Origin of the sequence: Lentilactobacillus senioris DSM 24302 = JCM 17472, from assembly GCF_001436555.1 — a bacterium.
Lineage (GTDB): Bacteria > Bacillota > Bacilli > Lactobacillales > Lactobacillaceae > Lentilactobacillus > Lentilactobacillus senioris.
The window spans coordinates 253278-271855 of the sequence record NZ_AYZR01000008.1 but is presented as its reverse complement, the minus strand read 5'-3'; the positions used below and the strand labels follow the sequence as shown (position 1 = coordinate 271855).

Below are 18578 nucleotides of genomic sequence, written 5' to 3'. Positions count from 1 at the left end.
CACCCTCACTTATTCTCCTAATCCAATGTGAACAGCTTGTAATTCTAGCTGTTTAAATACATTCTGAATGTCGTTGATTGTTACGGCCTTTAATCTCTGTTGCCATATTTTTTCGCTCATATCAGCAGCAAAATAGTTTAAAAAGCTTCGATTAGCTTCCGTTCTTAAACTATCACTTCCCGACAAATGTTGATTCAATAAACTGTTTTTAGCAGACTCTAACATGGTCTCGGAAAAATCACCTTCTTTAAGATGTTTAACCTGTAGCCTAATTAATTCTTGAGCTTGATCTTTATTAGTAGCCGCTATCCCGGTTTGAACTGTTAATCGTCCTGCTAAACTATCGTAATTACTATGAACATCGTAGGCTAGGCTAGCCTTTTCACGAACATTCATAAACAATAACGATTGCATGGACCCCCCTAAAATATAATTTCCTAGAAGGGCTGCAAAGTATTGAGAATCTCCCCAGTAAACTGGTAAGTAACCCGACATCGATAAGGTCGTCTGGTCCCCTTGATACTTAGTAACTGACTGATTAACTTTATGTGGGGTAAACCTAACGCGTAAATTGGGGATATTTGCAGTTAACTTATCATCCAAAATTTGGTTTAGTTTGGTTTGTTCCAACAATGAACGTAATTGTTTTTCTGACAGATCTCCAGCGGCAACGGCTACTACTTGGTTGCTATTAAGCATCTCTTGATAGTAGGAATATAGAGATTGATTATCTACTGCTTTAATTTGACCCAAAGTCCCTAAAATGTACTCACTATTGTCGTTTTCGGAACCATAAAATAATTTCCGCACCAGCAATGAACTTTGAAAAGCGTGGTCTTCATCAATTGTTTCAACATAATGGGATAAATTAGATTGTCGTCGCTTAAACACATTATCACTGAATCTGTTATCACTAGCCAAAGGTTCACTAATCATTTGGTCCAAAAATGCAATAACTTCAGGTAACAAATTTACTTGATTAGGCAAGAACTTGCTATTAGCAAATGAAATCTTAAATTGGAGCACATTTTGGCTTCCTAATCTTAAAACGCTAGCACCAAAGCTTGCCCCATACAAATAAGACAACTTTTTAGCTACTGCTTGTTCACTTGGTAATGACTGAGAAAAATTTCCCAGCATTTCTGCTAATAAAGCCCTCTTGGCTAAATTATCTGCCTTGAGGGGTTCGATAAAGTTAATATAAAGAATGTTGTTTTTAAACTTAGTACTTTTTTGTACCTTTAATTGAAAATGTAAACTATTTTGCATTAATTATTACCATCGTTTGCTTTTATTAAGGGTGAAGTAGCGGTATCACCGAACCATTTTTGATTAATCTTAGCTAATTCCCCAGACTTAGCTAACTGATTTAATCCCCGATTAACTTTTTGTTGTAATACCGTGTTACCCTTTTTGATTCCTACACCATAATATTCCATTGGGTAATTGGTATCAATGATTTTGTAGCTTCTTTTGTCTTTTTGGTGATTAATGTAGTAATTAGCGTAGACACTATCGATTAATAATCCTTGAATCCGACCCGCATTAAGGTCCAAAAATGCATTAGTAAATGAATCATATTGTACCGAATCACGGTTTTTCACCTGATTTTTTAATAATTTCGGATATTTATCAAAATCTAACGCCCCAGCTGAACCAGATTGCAGTCCTAATACTTTTCCGTTCATTTGCTTTAAAGAATTAATTTTAGAATTCGTTTTGGTAACCAAAACTTGTTTATTTTGAAGGTAAGGTTCACTAAACATTAAGACTTTTTTGCGTTGATCATTAATCGAAAAGCCATTCCAAATCAGATCAATCGTTCCATTTCGTAATTCAGTAACATTCATCGACCAATCAATAGATTGGAAGTCAACTTTTAAGTTGTACTGTTTAAATACTGCCTTAGCTAAATCAACATCATAACCACTAATGGTTCCATTACGTTGCTGAAATCCCATCGGAACGAAACTATCGTCCAGTCCAATCACCACAGTTCCTCGCTTTTGGATAGCTTTCCATTCAGCTTGACCATTATCAGCTTGGTGATTAGAATTATTTAACTTAGTACACCCGCTCAAAATTATGAGTAAGCTGATTAAAATTATACCTAGCCAATATCGATAGACTTTTTTCATTTTTCACCCACCTAGCTTAATGCTTCTACTCTCATAATCTTATCCGCCACATTTTCTGCAAAGTCCATATCATGAGTAACCACAATTTGGGTCATTCCAGTCTGTTTGAGGTCGGTGATGACCTGACCTACTTCTTGTCGCAAAGCTGGATCCAAGGCAGAAGTTGGTTCATCATAGCACAAAATTTTAGGGTTCATTGCTAACGCTCTAACAATTGCTACCCGTTGCTTCTGTCCACCAGATAACTGATAAGGATATAGTTGATCTTTGTTTTCTAATCCCAGACGTTTCAATAATTTCAGCGCTTCTTCTGTTACTTCTGCTGATTCCATTTTTTTAACTAATTGTGGAGCTAAGGTAATGTTTCTTAAAACCGTTAAATTAGGAAACAATTGGTAATCTTGAAATACCGCCCCAATAATTGATTGGCTTTTTTTCTTGTCACTGGGAGTAAACTCTTGACCGTTCCAGTAAAAACGGCCACTATCCGGTTTTTCTAAGCCGGTAATACAACGAAGCAAGGTTGTTTTTCCCGCTCCCGAAGGACCCACAATGGCTAGAATTTCGTCATCAGCCACCGTCATGGAAAGATCATTAATAATGGTGCGTCCATCAAATTGCTTTGTTAAATTTTTAATTTCTAACATAGTAGCCTCCTAACGCCAAACATTGGCTCGCTTTTCAATCATTCGCAATGCTAAGGTACATACAGCAGTTAATAATAGATAAATAATTCCTACTAAGATTAACGGTACCAATGTCACATCTCTAGCAGTAGCAATATTACCTGCTCTCAGCAAATCTCCTAAGCCGATAACGTAGACTAATGAAGAATCTTTAATTAGATTAATGACTTCATTACCTACCGATGGCAATACGATCTTAAATACTTGTGGAATTACAATGTAGCGAATAGTTTGCCAATAGTTTAATTCCAACATTTTAGCTGCTTCAAACTGCCCCCTAGGAACGGATTGAAATCCTCCCCGAAAGATTTCACCAAAGTATGCCGCATAGTTTAATACGAAGGCGATTAAGGCTGCATCATATCGAGGAAAAACGATACCGATTAATGGTAAACCATAAAAAATAAAAATCAATTGTAGTAGTAACGGGGTTCCCCGCATTAACCAAACATAAAAATCTAAGAACCATTTTAAAGGCTTGATTTTACCAATTAATCCTAAGCCAATCACCGCGCCTAACGGAATAGCAATAATAATCGTAGTAAAAAAAATTGATAAAGTCATTTTAGTACCAGCCAATAATGCTGGTAATATTGAAATTATATAGTCCATTATTTCATCTCCTAAATAAAAAAATCCTCTTAAACAAATAGTTTAAGAGGACGAGTTATCGCGGTGCCACCTCAGTTCATGATCAGCTCGCACTGATCATCTCTGTGAGTTTAGTAATAAAATAAAAAATCCCCTTGATCAATAACTGACCAAGAGGACGATTTTAATCGTGGTGCCACCCCAACTGCGTTAATTATTCACATAATTAACCTCAACGAGTTTATTACTAAACTTCAACAATAACGTGTTCAACGATTTTTCCTACTGTCTTTCAGAAAAATTACTCCCGGATGTGCAGTTTAGCAATTCCTAATCTCATTTTCAGCTAGCTGAGACTCTCTGTTAGCAATATACTAAACCATTCCGATCTAAGTAGATAAGTTATTTAATTAAAACTATCATAATGAGCAATTCTGGATTCGTCAAGCTTTTTTTAACTACGCTTAAACCAACCAGTTACTCGTTGCCAAAAACTCGGGTGTTGTTCAACATCTAAGCTCATTAATGGCACGGATTCGCCTTCCAATCTTCTAGCAATATCACGATAACCTTGACCTGCTAAGTTATTGGGGTCCAATACTACGGGTTCACCTTGGTTAGAGGTTGTAATAACTTCATCATCATCAACGATGATTCCCAGTAATTCCACTCCCAAATGATGGGTAATTTCATCTACATCCATAACAGAACCGTCAGCCATCATGTGCTTACGAATTCTATTAATGATTAGATGAGGTTGTTCTTGTAATGGATGTTGTTCCAACAAGCCTACCACTCGATCAGCATCTCTAACTGCTGAGATTTCTGGAGTGGTAACAATAATAGCACTATCAGCACCAGCAATGGCATTCATAAATCCTTGTTCAATCCCGGCTGGACAATCAATTAAAACATAATCAAAATCCGGCTTCAAGTCATTTACAATTTCCATTACCTGGTCTTCATTTAATGCATCTTTATCAGTATTTTGAGCTGCAGGTAGCAAGTAAAGCAAATCATCAAATCGCTTATCCTTTACCAATGCTTGGCCTAATTTAGCTCTTCCGTCTGCAACGTCTACAATATCGTACATGATTCGGTTATCTAATCCTAAAACAACGTCTAGGTTTCTAAGCCCCAAATCCAAATCAATAAGACAAACTCGTTTGCCCATCATTGCTAAAGCCGTTCCGATATTAGCAGTGGAGGTAGTTTTACCTACTCCTCCCTTTCCGGACGTAATTACATATGCCTTACCCATTGATGGTTCCTCCAATCTGATTAAAGAACTTAGGACTAATTTGCTTTAAATCCTCAAGCTCACCAAAAGCTAATGTATGTAGGTCATTTACATAAATGACCGTGTTAGTTTTGATTTTACTACGTGTTGAATCATCCAAAATTTCGAATTGTTCGCCAATTCTAACCTGTTGCGCTGTTTTAATGTCCCCGATAATAAATTTAGATTCAATATTTGGAAAGCCCGCCTGGACAATTCCTTCAACCGTCCCCATTACAAAGATATTGCCACTTACAAAAAGTTTACCACCCTGATGAATCTGGCCCAAAAATAAAACGTCACCTTCAACGTTAACTTCTTGGCCGTTACGAATTACCCGATCTAAAATATGTACATTTTCGAGATCCTTCATTCGCTGTGCTTTTTCTTTTGTAATTACATTAGAAATTACTTTATGAATAGAAAACAATTGGTAATTAGCAAATATATTTTCTAACCGTTGCCGTTGAGCAGACGTTAATAAACGGTTACCGGTAATAATATCGAACGTAATATGCTTATCAGATGTTGCCATCTGAGTTTTTAAGCCGTCCAAAATTTTTTCTAAAGTCTCAAATGCCGCATCCATGGCAGCTTGATCATTTAAAATAATTTCGTAACCATCTTGAGTCCCCTTAAGTGTCGTTGCTTCCATCCTTTAAACTCCTTCTTACCGGTTAAAAGCTTGATAGAGCCGTTCAATCGGAAAGTACAAAATTGCGAACAACACCAAGTTTAATGCTAGTGTTGGCGCTAAAATATTAACTAAAAAATCGGTCATTGAAATATTAACCAAGCCCACTACTACATTGGCTAAGCAACTAATTCCTTCTACTAAGGTGATCATAATGAAGTAAACCAAAAAACTACTGAAGAAATTAGGAGGTAAGGTTTCAAATATCAACCGACCCAAATAGATAACTAGTGGAAAAATAAAAACAAATACACCAAGCAATCCAGTGTAATACATATCAAAAATAAAACCAATTACTGCTGCCCACAATCCAATTCGTAAAGAACTTCTATCAATAAAGATCATGCTCAGCATTAACCATAAAACGGTAAGATACGGAACCATCGCATTAGGAAAAGCATACAGTTCGTTAGAGAACACTAAGCTAACCGAGCCATCCAGGAAAAACATTAAAATCAAGCCTACAAAAAAGATGACTTCAACTGGAATTCTTTTTGTCATGGGTTAATTCACCCCCGAATTCCTTACAGCTACCGACACCACTTCGATATCATTCAAATTAGCTGCCGGTGTAATATATACTTTTTTGGCTAAACCATAATCATCTTCAGTTATTTTAGCGACTGTTCCAACGTAAATTCCCTTAGGCATTACACCACCTAAGCCACTAGTGGTGACCTTATCACCCTTTTTAAGCTTAGCCTTAGATGTAACGTTTCCCATTGTAATTTGGTTGTTAGTACCATCATAGGAGGTGATAATTCCGTTAACCACTTTTCCTGCACCGTTAATAATTTGGACAGCAAATCGGTTAGAATTTTGAGAAGTATTAGAAACCAAGACTACTTTACTGTTAGTCTTATTAACTTCAGAAACCGTTCCGATCAATCCTTTACCAGCAATTACCGGCATATTCTTTTTAATCCCGGCAGCTTGTCCTTTGTTAATAATAATTTGGCTGTTCCAAGATGAAGGCGTTCGGGTAATAACCGCAGCATTAATTTTACTGTAACTGGTTAATGTATTACCAACCTTAGCTTGGCGCTTTAATTGCTTGTTTTCTTTAGTTAAAATTTGATCTTTAACTTTAGTCTGTGTGAGTTGATTAACTTGTGATTTAAGTTGCTGATTTTCTTCGTAGGTATTTAACAAGTTTTTAATAGAAACAAAGCCGTGATGAATACCGTTCATCGGTGTTGCCACTACGTTATCAGCAAATCCCACAATGTCATTGCCAAATTGTTGAACAACTGGCGGTGTACTGCGCTTATTTCTAACGGCAACTGACACAGTCATCAACCCGAAACTAATGATTAAACAAATGATAAAAATCACTAGTTTTCGATTTGAGAAAAATTTTTGCATTGTTGCCTCCATCGTTTGTGTTTCTTAATTTAAAAATTGAAATTATTGTTTTTTCTTCATAACTTCGATACTTTTAAGAGATTCTCCAGTACCGATAGCAACACAATCTAATGGATCATTGGCAATTGAAACCGGCACTTGAGTAGCGTCAGCGATGACTTCTGCAAGGTTACGTAACAAAGCTCCGCCACCAGTTAACACAATTCCGTGATCAATAACGTCAGCAGCAATTTCAGGAGAAGTTTCTTCTAACGTTTCTTTAACTGTTTCGATGATTTCATTTAGGCCTTCGCTAATTGCGTTATTGACATCTTCACCATTAACTTCAACGGTTGTTGGTAAACCAGAAACTAAATCTCGGCCTCTCACTGGCACAGCTCCAATTTCCTTGGCAGCTTCTTTAGATGCTGAGCCAATATCCCACTTCAATTGTTCAGCTGTTCGTTCACCAATTAACAAATTATAGTTTTGACGAACATATTGAGCAATTGAATCATTGAGTTTATCTCCAGCCATTCGAACAGAACGACTAGAAACAATCCCACCTAAAGAAATGGTAGCTACATCAGTAGTACCACCACCTATATCAACCACCATGCTACCAGTGGGATCCATAACGGGAAGTCCTGCACCAATAGCAGCTGCAAATGGTTCTTCAATTACATAAGCATCTCTAGCTCCAGCTACTCGAGTAGCATCAATTACTGCTCGTTTTTCAACGGCGGTGATACCAGTAGGAACACAAACCATAACAAATGGTTTGCCAGAGTTTTTACCAATAGCTTTTTCGATGAAATACTTCATCATTGAAACGGTAGTATCGTAATCTGCGATTACCCCATCTTTCATAGGTCGAACAGCCTGAATACTTCCCGGAGTTCTCCCAATCATATCACGAGCTTCAGCACCCACAGCGATAATTTCACCGGTCTTGGTACTCTTGGCAACTACGGACGGCTCTCTTAGTACAATTCCCTTTCCATCAACGTATACAATCGTATTGGCAGTCCCTAGGTCTATTCCAATATTTTTATTTCCAAGTCCAAACAAGTTATTCATCCCTTCATCATCACATTTTTTTAAATGTCGGTTTAATATCTCTAGATTAGTTTAACGAAACAAGTATATCATACCAACCTGATAAATAAATAGTTGGTAAACAAACTGATTGCGATTTAATGGATTATTTAACTAACCACCTTCGCACATCAGAAATAAAGTATAACGAACCGGTTACTAAAATGACTTTATCTGGTTGATTTTTAATTAATTCGGCTAATCCTGTTTGCCAGTTTTCCACCACATGAACCCGTCTAGAATTTAATGATTGGGCCAACTTAGTGATGGATGAAACTTGTCGATTTTTAGGGGCATTAAACGTCGTTAAGTATAGTTCCACGTTTTCAATCATTAGTAACCTAGACATCATTTTTTCCGCCTGCTTATCAGCTAAAACAGCAACTAAAATTGAAATTGGTTCCTTGGTAAATTGAGTTTTGAGAGTAGAGACCAAAGCTTCAATTGCTGGTATGTTGTGAGCCCCATCAATTATCACCATTGGTTTTTGTTGAATAACTTCAAATCTCCCTGGCCAGGTGGCCACTTGAATTCCTTTTTTGACCATCTCTACCGTAAAAGGCTTCTGTTGTTGTCGTTGATAAAGCTCAAAAGCTTGAATTGCTGTTACCGCATTGTCTACTTGATAGTTACCGATTAATTGGGTTGTGATTTGGCTAATATTTGTTTGCTCATTTATAAAATCAAATTGTTCACTACTTTGGGTCTCTACCAAATTACGATAATTAAATTCTCGTCCTAATTGGCTTACCGGCGCGCCATTTTGTTCTGCTACCTTCAAAATAGCAGCAGCTGCTTCCGTTCCAATATTTCCAACCACTACCGGAACCCCCGGTTTAATAATTCCCGCCTTTTGAGTCGCAATTTCAGTCAATGTATTGCCCAAAATTTGCATGTGATCATAGCCTATTGTCGTAATAATGGATAATGCCGGAGTGAGAACGTTAGTTGAATCATATAACCCACCAATTCCAACTTCCACAATTACTACATCTACTGGATGACTAGCAAAATAAATAAACATCATCGCAGTAACGATTTCAAATTCAGTGGGGCCACCTTCGGGAAGTTCTTGATCCAATTGATCCACAATGGGTTTTACTTTTCTGGCTAGTTCCGTCACTTCATTATCCGTAATCGGAATTCCATTAACACTAATTCGCTCATTAAATTTAATCAAAAACGGTGAAGTAAAGGTTCCTACGGTTAAATTTTGTTGTTCAAATAAAGATCTCAAAAAGGCTACTGTCGAGCCTTTGCCATTGGTTCCCGCTACATGAATTGGTCTAATTTTAGTTTGGGGATCTTCCAGCAAATCCATAAATCGTTGCATACGCTTTAAGGTTGGAATTTTTTTAAATTTTCCTCGGCCGTGAATAAACGCTAGAGCATCTTCATAAGTATTTATCATTCAATATTGCTCCTCTCAAAAAGGCTCGCACGGCGCTTTTACCGTACGAGCCTCTCATTGTTACATTTGAGCTTTAATTTGGGCTAAACGATCGTTAGCAGCTTGTAATTTAGCTTGGTAGTCAGCTAAACTTTCTTTTTGCTTAGCGACAACGGCTGCAGGAGCATTAGCAACAAATTTTTCGTTACCTAACTTCTTTTCAGCGCGTTGAACTTCGCTTTCAAACTTGGCTACTTCTTTATCTAATCTTGCCACTTCATCATTTAAGTCAACTAATTCAGCTAATGGAATATAAACCGTAGCATCGGTAATCACGCTTGAAAATGCCAAAGTTGGAATGTCTAGTTCTTCACTAGTTCCTACTTCTAATTTTTCTGCATGACAGAAACGGTTAATATAAGTCCAGTTATCGTTAAAGATTTGAGCCACTTCTTTACTATCAGTTTGGACTAACAAATCAATCGCAGATGACATTGGTGCATTAGCTTCTGACCGAATGTTTCGAACTGATTTGATTAATTCAATCAATAGTTGCATTTGTTTTTCAGCGGCTGTATCTTTAAATTCATCGTGAACCACTGGATAATCAGCAGTTACTAATGACTCTCCAACGTGCGGCATGCTGAGCCAAACTTTTTCAGTGACAAAAGGCATGATTGGGTGTAATAAGCGTAAAGTTTGATCTAATACGTATGCCAAAATATTCTGGGTATTTTTCTTTTGTTGTTCATCGTCACTTTGTAAGGTTGCCTTACTCATTTCGATGTACCAATCACAGAAATCATTCCAGATAAAGTCATACAATGCTCGACCAGCTTCACCAAAATTATACTTATCAAATTCACGGGTAACGTGTTCTACCGTTTCATTCAATCGACTCAAAATCCAGCGATCAGATAATTGCCATTGATCCTTAGCTGGCAATTCTGGTTTATCAACACCATCTAAGTTCATGATTACATAACGGCTAGCATTCCAGATCTTATTGATAAAGTTCCAGGCTGCATCCATCTTATCGTAACTAAATCGCAAATCTTGGCCTGGAGTTGTTCCGTTAGATAAGAACCACCGCAAAGCATCGGCCCCATACTTTTCGATTACGTCCATTGGGTCAATTCCATTCCCCAATGATTTGGACATCTTGCGGCCCTGTTCATCACGAATTAAACCGTGGAGTAAGACATCTTTAAATGGTCGTTTGCCGGTAAAGTTAAGACTTTGGAAGATCATTCGAGAAACCCAGAAGAAGATAATGTCGTAACCAGTAACTAAAGTATTAGTTGGGAAATAACGCTTAAAGTCTGGATCATCAACATCTGGCCAACCCATAGTTGAAAATGGCCAAAGAGCAGATGAGAACCAAGTATCCAATACGTCGGGATCTTGTTGCCAGTTTTCAATGTCTTCTGGAGCTGTTTCACCAACGTAAGTTTCACCCGTTTGTTTATTATACCAAGCAGGAATTTGATGGCCCCACCATAGTTGACGAGAAATAACCCAATCATGAATGTTTTCCATCCAATGGTTAAACGTCCCTTCAAATCGTTCTGGGACAAAGTTAACTTTTTCTTCGGTGTTTTGATTATCCAATGCCATTTTAGCTAATGGTCCCATCTTAACGAACCATTGAGTAGAAAGTCGAGCTTCTACTTGGACTCCGGTTCGTTCTGAATGACCAACAGAATGCACAATTGGATCAATGTTAATCATTAAGTCTTGATCTTGTAGATCTTTAACAATTGCTTTTCTAGCTTCAAAACGATCCATACCTTCATACTTACCAGCGTTTTCGTTCATGGTGGCATCTTCGTTCATGGTATTAATTCGTTCTAAGTCATGACGGTTACCAACTTGAAAATCGTTAGGGTCGTGAGCAGGAGTAATTTTAACCATCCCAGTTCCAAACTCTGGATCAACATATTGATCAGCAATGATTGGCACTTCACGATTTACTAACGGAACCACAATCTTCTTGCCCACTAATTCTTTGTAGCGTTCATCACTAGGGTGGACAGCAACAGCAACGTCACCCATCATAGTTTCTGGACGAGTGGTAGCAATTTCAATGTAGTCTTTGCCGTTGAACGTTACGCCGTCAGCAAATGGATACTTAACGTGGTAGAAAGCACCTTCATCGTCTTGGTGAATTACTTCAATATCTGATAATGCAGTCCGGGCTTGCGGATCCCAGTTGATGATGTATTCACCACGATAAATTAAGCCTTTATTATAAAGATCAACAAACACTTTAGTAACTGCCTTTGAAAGACCTTCATCTAAGGTAAACCGTTCGTGACCATAATCTAGGGATAAGCCCATCTTAGCCCATTGAGCATGAATGGTAGCAGCGTATTCGTCCTTCCATTCCCACACTTTGTCAACGAATTTTTCGCGACCTAAGTCATAACGACTAATTCCTTGTTCCTTTAATCGGGCTTCGACTTTAGCTTGGGTAGCAATACCGGCATGATCCATCCCTGGTAACCAGAGGGTATCAAATCCTTGCATCCGTTTTTGGCGAATAATCATGTCTTGTAATGTTGTATCCCAAGCATGGCCCAAATGTAGCTTACCAGTTACGTTTGGTGGAGGTAAAACAATAGAATAAGGCTTTGCCTTTTGATCTCCGCTAGGTTTAAATAAATCTTCGTCTAACCAACGTTGGTATTGTCCAGCTTCAACTTCTGTTGGGTTGTACTTAGTTGACATATTAACTTCTTTAGTCATATGGTCACTTTCCTTTCCAAAATAAAAACACTCCGTCCAAATATATAGGACGAAGTGCTCGCGGTACCACCTAAATTGAGTTAAAAAACTCCACTTAATTAATCATTGTTAACGGTCGATTAAACCGTGCTAAATCGCAAAAGCTCGCAAGCTACCTTCAACCAGTTCTTCGGAAAATTCACAGCAGCCATTTTCTTTCTGAGCAAAGAGCTGGTTTACTCCTCTTGTTCAACGCTTCAATACAATTTAATTCTAACCAAAAATTACTTAGTCGTCAACACGCCGTTGAGTAATCTGATTTAATGCGGCCAAGGCTTCTTTATAATCAGGCTCATCATGTAGTTCTGGAACAATCTGCCGATACACAATTTTACCGGTTTGATCAACTAAGAAAATTGTTCTAGCCAGAGTCCCGTTATTAGGCAAGTAAACCTTCATTGCGTAGCCTAACGATAGTTCCTCATCGGAGAGTAATTGTAAATTAGCTACTCCTTCAGCAGCACACCAATCTCGTTGTTGTTCAATTGTATTGTTCGATACGGTGATAAACCGTGCATCTGGATACATATCAGCTTCTTTGTTAAAACGCTTAGTTTCTAAGCTACAAACCGGGGTATTAATATCAGGAACAGTTGATAACATAGTAATCCTGCCAATAATGTCCGCGGTTTTAACCCAGTTACCTTCAGCATTTTGTACTTTAAACTTAGGTAATTGATCTCCTACTTCTGGAGGATTACCGAATAATGATTCACTTTGACCACCGATAGTAATTTGCATTCCAGTTCACTCCTTATTGCCTTTAATTAACAATAAGATAGCCCAAAAATGTTTAAGAAGCAAGTAATATCCCTATAGTAATTCGGCAAATGCTTCGACATCTGCATTCATAAATTCATCGGTAGCAGCAATGTCAGTAACTTTAATGCCTTCAATTGCCCGTTGCATTAAGCCTTCCACATCGATGTTTTGTTCGAATTTACGAGATTTTTCCAAGTTCGGTCTAGTTTTAGGCGAAGGTGGAGTAAAAATAGTACAGCAATCTTCATAAGGTAAAATCGAAAGTTCATAGGTGTCAATTTTTTCTGCAATTTTGATAATTTCGGTTTTATCCATGGAAATCAACGGCCGCAACACTGGTAAAGTGGTAACGTCATTAATCGCCGCCATACTTTCAAGGGTTTGAGAAGCTACTTGACCTAAGGATTCCCCATTAAAAATCCCCATAGCCCCTCTTTGACGCGTAATTTCAGCAGCAATTCGCAACATCATTCTCCGCTGAACAGTCATTAAGTACCCTTCTGGGACCTTTTCCTTAATGGTTTCTTGGGCTTCTGTAAATGGTACTTGAATAAATTGAATATTGCCACCGAATTTAGCCAGCTTAACAGTTAATTCCTTCGCTTTAGCTAAAGCCTGTTCGCTAGTATATGGGGGACTATAAAAATGAATCATATCAATTTTAACGCCCCGTTTCATGCCTAAGTAGCTGGCTACCGGAGAATCAATTCCGCCAGAAAGCATCATGGTAGCATGACCACCAGTTCCAACCGGTAATCCGCCAGCCCCCTTAATGGTTTCTGAAGAGATATAGGCCCCGTTCATTCGGATTTCGACTCTGACTGAGATATCCGGTTGCTTCATCGATACTTTAATTCCAGGAATATTATCAATAACGTGATCACCTAGTTGCAGGTTGATTTGGTTAGTATCAAACTCAAAATCCTTATCTTGGCGGCGAGTATTAATTTTAAATGACATTCCGGGTTGGTATTGTTGCTTAATCATTTCCAGCACCGTTTGCTTAATGTCAGTCATATTCTTTTCAATTCGAATCGATGGTGAGAAGTTTTCGATCCCAAAAACTAGGGACAGTCGGTTCATGACTTCATTAGCATCAGCACCGTTTAATTGAACATGCAGCCGGTCTCGTTGAGCCTTAACTTCAACTTCAGGAAGGTCTTTTAAAACTGACCGAACGTTCATCCCTAACCGGTAGATAAAATCTTTTCGGTTTTTTCCCTTCGTTGAAAGTTCGCCATAGCGAACCATAATTTCAGTATATTGCATTCCAAACTCCTAACTTAATTTATCAAACTCAGTGTATAATTCATCAAATACTTGGTTAAAAGCCTCAGCTTCAGCCATAGTGTTTTGGTCCCCTAACGAAATTCTTACCGCGCTAGTTGATAAATCACTAGGCACCTTCATTGCTGCTAAAGTACTAGACACCATGTGTTTTTTAGAGGAACAAGCACTCGTAGTGGAAATATAAATTCCATGTTCTTCAAAGGCATGAACAATCGTTTCACCCCGTACTCCCTGAATAGCAAAACAAAGAATATGTGGAGCAAACCGTTCGTCATCTTGGGAAAACAAAGTAACTTTTTCAAACGGCTTGACGTGATCTGCAATCGCCCTTCTAATTGCTATTTCATTATTATTAGCTTGAGTTTCATTAGCCAATAATAATCGTAAAGCTTTAGCCATGGCTGCAATCGCTGGCACGTTTTCAGTTCCACTTCGTTGATTTTTTTCTTGACCTCCACCAGTCAATAGCGGTGCCAACTTCCGGCCCCGTCGACCATACATAAAGCCAACTCCGCGGGGAGCATGGAATTTATGCCCAGAAAAAGTCACAAAATCTACTCGTTCATTAAAGATCTCAGAGTGTAGTCCTTTACCAATTCCTTGAACCGCATCAATATGAAAATGAATCTTAGGATACTGCTTTAAAACTTCTGCAATTTCGGTTAGAGGTTGAATTGTTCCAATTTCGTTGTTAACCGCCATAACAGATACCAAAATAGTATCAGGACGAATCGCCGCTTTTAAGTCTGCAGCAGAAACTTGGCCAGCTTCATCAACCGGTAAATACGTAACCTCAAAGCCAAGTTTTTCTAACTGTTGCATTGTGTTATGGACAGCTGGATGTTCAACAGAGCTAGTAATCAAATGTTTACCGTAAGCTCGTTTTTCCATTGCAGTTCCTTTAATAACCCAGTTATCGCCTTCGGTTCCTCCACTGGTGAAATAAATTTCATCAGGGTTAACCTTTAACAAATCAGCAATCTGTTTTCTGGATTGTTCTAGTAAGTTGAAAGATTGATCTCCAAAATTATGCAAACTTGAAGGATTACCCCAAATCTTTGCACTTACTTTTGAATAGGTATCTACAACCTCAGGCAATGCCTGAGTTGTGGCACTATTATCAAAATAAATCATTACAAAACCTCTTCTATTAATCATTGGTTCGACTCCAACAATTGTACGATCTACTATAATACACCATTCTAGGTAAAATAAAAATCCCCCTTTAATTTGCTAAAGTAGAATTACATAAATTTTTCGATACAAATAAAAAAACGCCCTTACGGACGTTTTTTATTCTTCAGTTTCCTGACTTTCATTATTAGTAACTGGCGCTTTAGCAGCAAAGTATTCTTGTTCAATCTTTTGGTATGATCCCGGATACTGGCTTTCTAATGCAGTAGCAATAGTTGCCAAGCTTTTAGTGTAGTTAAAGTCGTGATCAAATGCTATATGGGCCTTTTTACTAGCTGCAGCAATATCTGGGTCAGTATTAATAAACCGGTTAGCAAATTGTAACGATTCTTCGGCCAAAACCGCATCATCAATCAACTTGGTGGTCATCTCTTCTAAGTTATCCATATCGGATTGGATAATTAATTCTTGCTTAGATACTTCTTCAACATCCACTTTAGGTTGGTTCAATGCTTGACTTAACCGTTCAATTTCCTTAATTACTGCGTTAAAACTATTGCTGTAATCGCTAGGCATTCCGGGTAAGTTATGATTATCAATTCGACGCTTTTTATTACGCATTTCTAAATCAAATTTACGCAGAGTTTGACGGGCTTGTTCCTCTTCTGCCGGAAGATCAATTACTTGATTATAAAGTTCTTTTTGTGACGCCTCGATTTGCTCTAGGTTACGCATAATTTGTTGTTGATCAGCTCGGATACGACTATAAACGGCTTGTCCCCGTTGAATGGCTTCTTTTTGTCGCATCGCTTCCATCCCCATCGCCCGAATTTGTTCGGTATATTGACGGTTATTTTCAATTTCTTTATGATCCAAAACATAATCAATATTTAAGCGTTCCAACTTACGAGTAAGATCGGTATTTTGTCGACGCAAATGATCGATATACTTAGCAATAACGGTTACTTTCTCATCTACTATTTTTTTATCTTCGATAGCATCTTCCAAAAATTGGTAAAGATGATCAATTCGATGAGAAATATCAATATTAACGTCCTTAGCCACATCAACATTTAACGCTGCCAAATTATCGTTATTTTGTTTGACCTGAGTTTTTACATGCTCTAATTGGGTTTCAAAAGTATCATTTTCAAAATTAAACCCTTGTTGCGTAATCATTTGATATCCCCTGCCCAATTCTTGTATCTGTTCAGGAAATTCTGTTTGCAGTTCTTGATTTAGTCCCGGAATGATTTCCATGTAGTCCTTAAGTTGGTCAGTCGTGGCATTTAACTCAGACAAGATAGTCTCAGCGCTGTCATGATCGCCCTTTTTAGTTAAGGTAGTAAATTCATCAAATTGGTCTTCAATATTGGCGAGCATTTTTTCCAACGCATCAATACTAGGACCCAATTTTTCGTTTTGTTCTAATAATTGCTGTCTTAAATCTTGATATTGTTTTTCTAAATCCGTAATCGCAATATTATGTTGCTTGTCTAGATCTTGCAATTGAACCAAGCCAGCTTGAATGCTTTTAACTTGATCTTCAACATCTTCAATTAATTGATTAGTTTCTATCCATTTTTGACGAGAGCGAATGAAGTTAACCCCTTTGGTGTCTTCTTTGACTTCCTTAATTTTATCATCAATACTGGGAATTAAAGTTTCATGAATATTTTTGTACTGACTTAACAGTTGATCGTATTTACGCTGTGACTCTCCCGTTAAGTTTAAATTTTGAGCTAACTCAAATTCTTGATCCAAAGGAATTTCGAATAAGGGTTTTTTATTTTCATAAATCGCGGTGGCTTGTTGATTAATTCGGTGTTGGTAAAAAGCAACCACTAAATAAATAAGTACGCAAACTGTGATAATAATGAGCAAAAAATTCAGCATTCTGGTTCCCGTCCTTCAAATCAAAAGTTTTGCTTGAATTATAGTATTCAAAACAATTATTATGTATTGTTAATAAATTCATTTGTAGTGCATCTAAAAAGCATTATATCATAGTATAATCCATTCAAATCAGTAAATTTAGACGAGAGGTAATAATTATGACTAATCTTAACCATTTACTCAGCAAGCAATTAGACGCTTTATTAACTAACGAAACTAACTTGATCGCCAACATGGCCAACACTTCTGCCTTAATTAATGAAACTTTGCCTAAGATTAATTGGGCTGGCTTTTACTTATATGATTATTCTAATAATTCACTAACTTTAGGACCTTTTCAAGGTAAAGTTGCTTGTATGCATATAAAATCTGGCGATGGTGTTTGTGGTGCTGCCATTGAGCAGCAGAGCGTGATTAGAGTAAAAAACGTTCATGAATTTCCAGGCCATATTGCCTGTGATGCTGCTTCTAATTCTGAAATTGTGGTGCCCTTAATTAAAAACGAACGACTACTAGGTGTCTTAGATATTGATTCTCCTATTATAGATAGATTTTCACTAGAAGATGAAGATTTAATTGTTGAGCTTGCCAATGTCTTTTTAAATCACGTTGACAACTCTGCAGAAAACCTATAGAATGTCCATTGTGTAAAATAATGCAGCGGTAGGCGGTAAGCTCGTCAACATGTTGGTGCCCTTACTAGGGTTGATTAGTAACTCAACGGCTGCTTGAGCGAAAGTTACAAAGCAGCATGCACGAATACTAAACCTACAATGGATTATTTTACTCCAACAAAATATTGGAGGAATCTATTTATGTCAAGATATACAGGCCCAAGTTGGCGTGTTTCACGTCGTTTAGGAATTTCTTTATCAGGTACTGGTAAAGAATTAGCTCGTCGCCCTTATGCACCAGGTGATCATGGTCAAGGTCGTCGTTCAAAACTTTCAGAATACGGAATGCAACTTCGCGAAAAGCAAAAGTTACGTTTCATGTACGGTTTGACTGAACGTCAATTCGCTAACACTTTCGTTCGTGCCGGTAAGATCCGTCACGGCAAGCACGGTGTTAACTTCATGGTTCTTTTGGAACAACGTTTGGACAACATGGTTTACCGTTTAGGTTTGGCTACTACTCGTCGTCAAGCTCGTCAATTGGTTAACCATGGTCACATCACTGTTGATGGCAAACGTGTTGATATTCCTTCATACGAAGTTAAAATCGGCCAAGTAATCAGCGTTCGTGATAAGTCAAAGGATATGCAAGTAATTAAGGATGCCGTTGAAGCTGTTGTTGGTCGTCCTCAATACGTATCATTTGATGCTGACAAGCTTGAAGGTTCATTAGTTCGTTTACCAGAACGTGATGAACTTGATGCAGATATCGACGAATCATTAATCGTTGAATACTACAACAAGCTATAATTTATTAGCCTTTCCAAAGTGTTTTGCTACGGCAAAGCACTTTTTTTATTTGGTAAAAAAATGGT

At 37.7% G+C, this 18578-nt stretch carries 17 protein-coding genes and 2 other annotated features; of the genes, 2 read left to right on the top strand and 15 right to left on the bottom strand.

What is annotated here, in order from left to right; all coding sequences use genetic code 11:
* Positions 1 to 9 precede the first annotated feature (9 nt).
* From yfmF to FC56_RS04625, 15 genes are all read right to left on the bottom strand, one after another.
* On the bottom strand, positions 10 to 1269 hold the full coding sequence (gene yfmF / locus FC56_RS04695; RefSeq protein WP_056978216.1) for an EF-P 5-aminopentanol modification-associated protein YfmF: 1260 nt from the start codon (positions 1267 to 1269) through the stop codon (positions 10 to 12).
* On the bottom strand, positions 1269 to 2138 hold the full coding sequence (locus FC56_RS04690; RefSeq protein WP_054668989.1) for an amino acid ABC transporter substrate-binding protein: 870 nt from the start codon (positions 2136 to 2138) through the stop codon (positions 1269 to 1271). Before FC56_RS04690 ends, yfmF begins: the two co-directional genes overlap by 1 nt.
* Positions 2139 to 2149: 11 nt before the next feature.
* Positions 2150 to 2785 (bottom strand): amino acid ABC transporter ATP-binding protein, encoded by a 636-nt coding sequence (locus tag FC56_RS04685; protein WP_056978215.1) that lies wholly within the window; start codon positions 2783 to 2785, stop codon positions 2150 to 2152.
* A gap of 9 nt (positions 2786 to 2794) precedes the next feature.
* Positions 2795 to 3436: an amino acid ABC transporter permease gene (locus tag FC56_RS04680; RefSeq protein ID WP_056978214.1), complete on the bottom strand. Its 642-nt coding sequence runs from the start codon at positions 3434 to 3436 to the stop codon at positions 2795 to 2797.
* Positions 3437 to 3586: 150 nt separating this feature from the next.
* Positions 3587 to 3816 (bottom strand) — a binding site (T-box leader).
* 53 nt (positions 3817 to 3869) lie between these two features.
* Complete coding sequence (gene minD, locus FC56_RS04675) at positions 3870 to 4676, bottom strand: septum site-determining protein MinD (protein WP_056978213.1); 807 nt, start codon at positions 4674 to 4676, stop codon at positions 3870 to 3872.
* A complete protein-coding gene (locus FC56_RS04670; RefSeq protein WP_056978212.1) occupies positions 4669 to 5349 on the bottom strand; it encodes a septum site-determining protein MinC in 681 nt (226 codons plus the stop codon). Before FC56_RS04670 ends, minD begins: the two co-directional genes overlap by 8 nt.
* A gap of 15 nt (positions 5350 to 5364) precedes the next feature.
* Positions 5365 to 5889 (bottom strand): rod shape-determining protein MreD, encoded by a 525-nt coding sequence (gene mreD, locus FC56_RS04665; RefSeq protein ID WP_054668993.1) that lies wholly within the window; start codon positions 5887 to 5889, stop codon positions 5365 to 5367.
* A gap of 3 nt (positions 5890 to 5892) precedes the next feature.
* Positions 5893 to 6753, bottom strand: a complete 861-nt coding sequence (mreC, locus tag FC56_RS04660; protein ID WP_187116929.1) for a rod shape-determining protein MreC — start codon at positions 6751 to 6753, stop codon at positions 5893 to 5895.
* A 42-nt stretch (positions 6754 to 6795) separates the two neighbouring features.
* On the bottom strand, positions 6796 to 7812 hold the full coding sequence (locus FC56_RS04655) for a rod shape-determining protein (RefSeq protein ID WP_056978210.1): 1017 nt from the start codon (positions 7810 to 7812) through the stop codon (positions 6796 to 6798).
* Positions 7813 to 7936: 124 nt separating this feature from the next.
* Positions 7937 to 9241 carry a bifunctional folylpolyglutamate synthase/dihydrofolate synthase gene (locus FC56_RS04650; protein ID WP_056978209.1) on the bottom strand — a complete coding sequence of 435 codons (1305 nt, stop codon included), beginning with the start codon at positions 9239 to 9241 and terminating at the stop codon, positions 7937 to 7939.
* A gap of 60 nt (positions 9242 to 9301) precedes the next feature.
* Entirely contained in the window at positions 9302 to 11968 is a 2667-nt protein-coding gene (locus FC56_RS04645) for a valine--tRNA ligase (RefSeq protein WP_056978208.1), read from the bottom strand.
* 42 nt (positions 11969 to 12010) lie between these two features.
* Positions 12011 to 12209: a binding site (T-box leader), on the bottom strand.
* A 26-nt stretch (positions 12210 to 12235) separates the two neighbouring features.
* A complete protein-coding gene (locus tag FC56_RS04640; protein ID WP_054668999.1) occupies positions 12236 to 12748 on the bottom strand; it encodes a thiol peroxidase in 513 nt (170 codons plus the stop codon).
* Positions 12749 to 12820: 72 nt separating this feature from the next.
* Positions 12821 to 14038, bottom strand: a complete 1218-nt coding sequence (gene thiI / locus FC56_RS04635; RefSeq protein WP_056978207.1) for a tRNA uracil 4-sulfurtransferase ThiI — start codon at positions 14036 to 14038, stop codon at positions 12821 to 12823.
* A gap of 9 nt (positions 14039 to 14047) precedes the next feature.
* Complete coding sequence (locus tag FC56_RS04630; protein WP_056978206.1) at positions 14048 to 15193, bottom strand: cysteine desulfurase family protein; 1146 nt, start codon at positions 15191 to 15193, stop codon at positions 14048 to 14050.
* A 159-nt stretch (positions 15194 to 15352) separates the two neighbouring features.
* On the bottom strand, positions 15353 to 17089 hold the full coding sequence (locus tag FC56_RS04625) for a septation ring formation regulator EzrA (protein ID WP_056978205.1): 1737 nt from the start codon (positions 17087 to 17089) through the stop codon (positions 15353 to 15355).
* 158 nt (positions 17090 to 17247) lie between these two features.
* Here FC56_RS04625 and FC56_RS04620 point away from each other — a divergent pair, with 158 nt between their 5' ends.
* Together FC56_RS04620 and rpsD are read left to right on the top strand one after the other, a co-directional pair.
* Complete coding sequence (locus tag FC56_RS04620) at positions 17248 to 17724, top strand: GAF domain-containing protein (RefSeq protein WP_054669005.1); 477 nt, start codon at positions 17248 to 17250, stop codon at positions 17722 to 17724.
* Positions 17725 to 17904: 180 nt separating this feature from the next.
* A complete protein-coding gene (gene rpsD, locus FC56_RS04615) occupies positions 17905 to 18513 on the top strand; it encodes a 30S ribosomal protein S4 (protein WP_054669007.1) in 609 nt (202 codons plus the stop codon).
* Positions 18514 to 18578: the final 65 nt, after the last annotated feature.

Bases quoted from the DNA above. Each gene is read 5' to 3' on its own strand.
- mreD (WP_054668993.1), bottom strand. From the start codon at position 5,889: ATGACAAAAAGAATTCCAGTTGAAGTCATCTTTTTTGTAGGCTTGATT.
- mreC (WP_187116929.1), bottom strand. From the start codon at position 6,753: ATGCAAAAATTTTTCTCAAATCGAAAACTAGTGATTTTTATCATTTGT.
- minD (WP_056978213.1), bottom strand. From the start codon at position 4,676: ATGGGTAAGGCATATGTAATTACGTCCGGAAAGGGAGGAGTAGGTAAA.
- yfmF (WP_056978216.1), bottom strand. From the start codon at position 1,269: ATGCAAAATAGTTTACATTTTCAATTAAAGGTACAAAAAAGTACTAAG.
- FC56_RS04640 (WP_054668999.1), bottom strand. From the start codon at position 12,748: ATGCAAATTACTATCGGTGGTCAAAGTGAATCATTATTCGGTAATCCT.
- FC56_RS04690 (WP_054668989.1), bottom strand. From the start codon at position 2,138: ATGAAAAAAGTCTATCGATATTGGCTAGGTATAATTTTAATCAGCTTA.
- FC56_RS04625 (WP_056978205.1), bottom strand. From the start codon at position 17,089: ATGCTGAATTTTTTGCTCATTATTATCACAGTTTGCGTACTTATTTAT.
- FC56_RS04685 (WP_056978215.1), bottom strand. From the start codon at position 2,785: ATGTTAGAAATTAAAAATTTAACAAAGCAATTTGATGGACGCACCATT.
- rpsD (WP_054669007.1), top strand. From the start codon at position 17,905: ATGTCAAGATATACAGGCCCAAGTTGGCGTGTTTCACGTCGTTTAGGA.
- FC56_RS04670 (WP_056978212.1), bottom strand. From the start codon at position 5,349: ATGGAAGCAACGACACTTAAGGGGACTCAAGATGGTTACGAAATTATT.
- FC56_RS04680 (WP_056978214.1), bottom strand. From the start codon at position 3,436: ATGGACTATATAATTTCAATATTACCAGCATTATTGGCTGGTACTAAA.
- FC56_RS04655 (WP_056978210.1), bottom strand. From the start codon at position 7,812: ATGAATAACTTGTTTGGACTTGGAAATAAAAATATTGGAATAGACCTA.
- FC56_RS04630 (WP_056978206.1), bottom strand. From the start codon at position 15,193: ATGATTTATTTTGATAATAGTGCCACAACTCAGGCATTGCCTGAGGTT.
- FC56_RS04650 (WP_056978209.1), bottom strand. From the start codon at position 9,241: ATGATAAATACTTATGAAGATGCTCTAGCGTTTATTCACGGCCGAGGA.
- FC56_RS04645 (WP_056978208.1), bottom strand. From the start codon at position 11,968: ATGACTAAAGAAGTTAATATGTCAACTAAGTACAACCCAACAGAAGTT.
- FC56_RS04620 (WP_054669005.1), top strand. From the start codon at position 17,248: ATGACTAATCTTAACCATTTACTCAGCAAGCAATTAGACGCTTTATTA.
- thiI (WP_056978207.1), bottom strand. From the start codon at position 14,038: ATGCAATATACTGAAATTATGGTTCGCTATGGCGAACTTTCAACGAAG.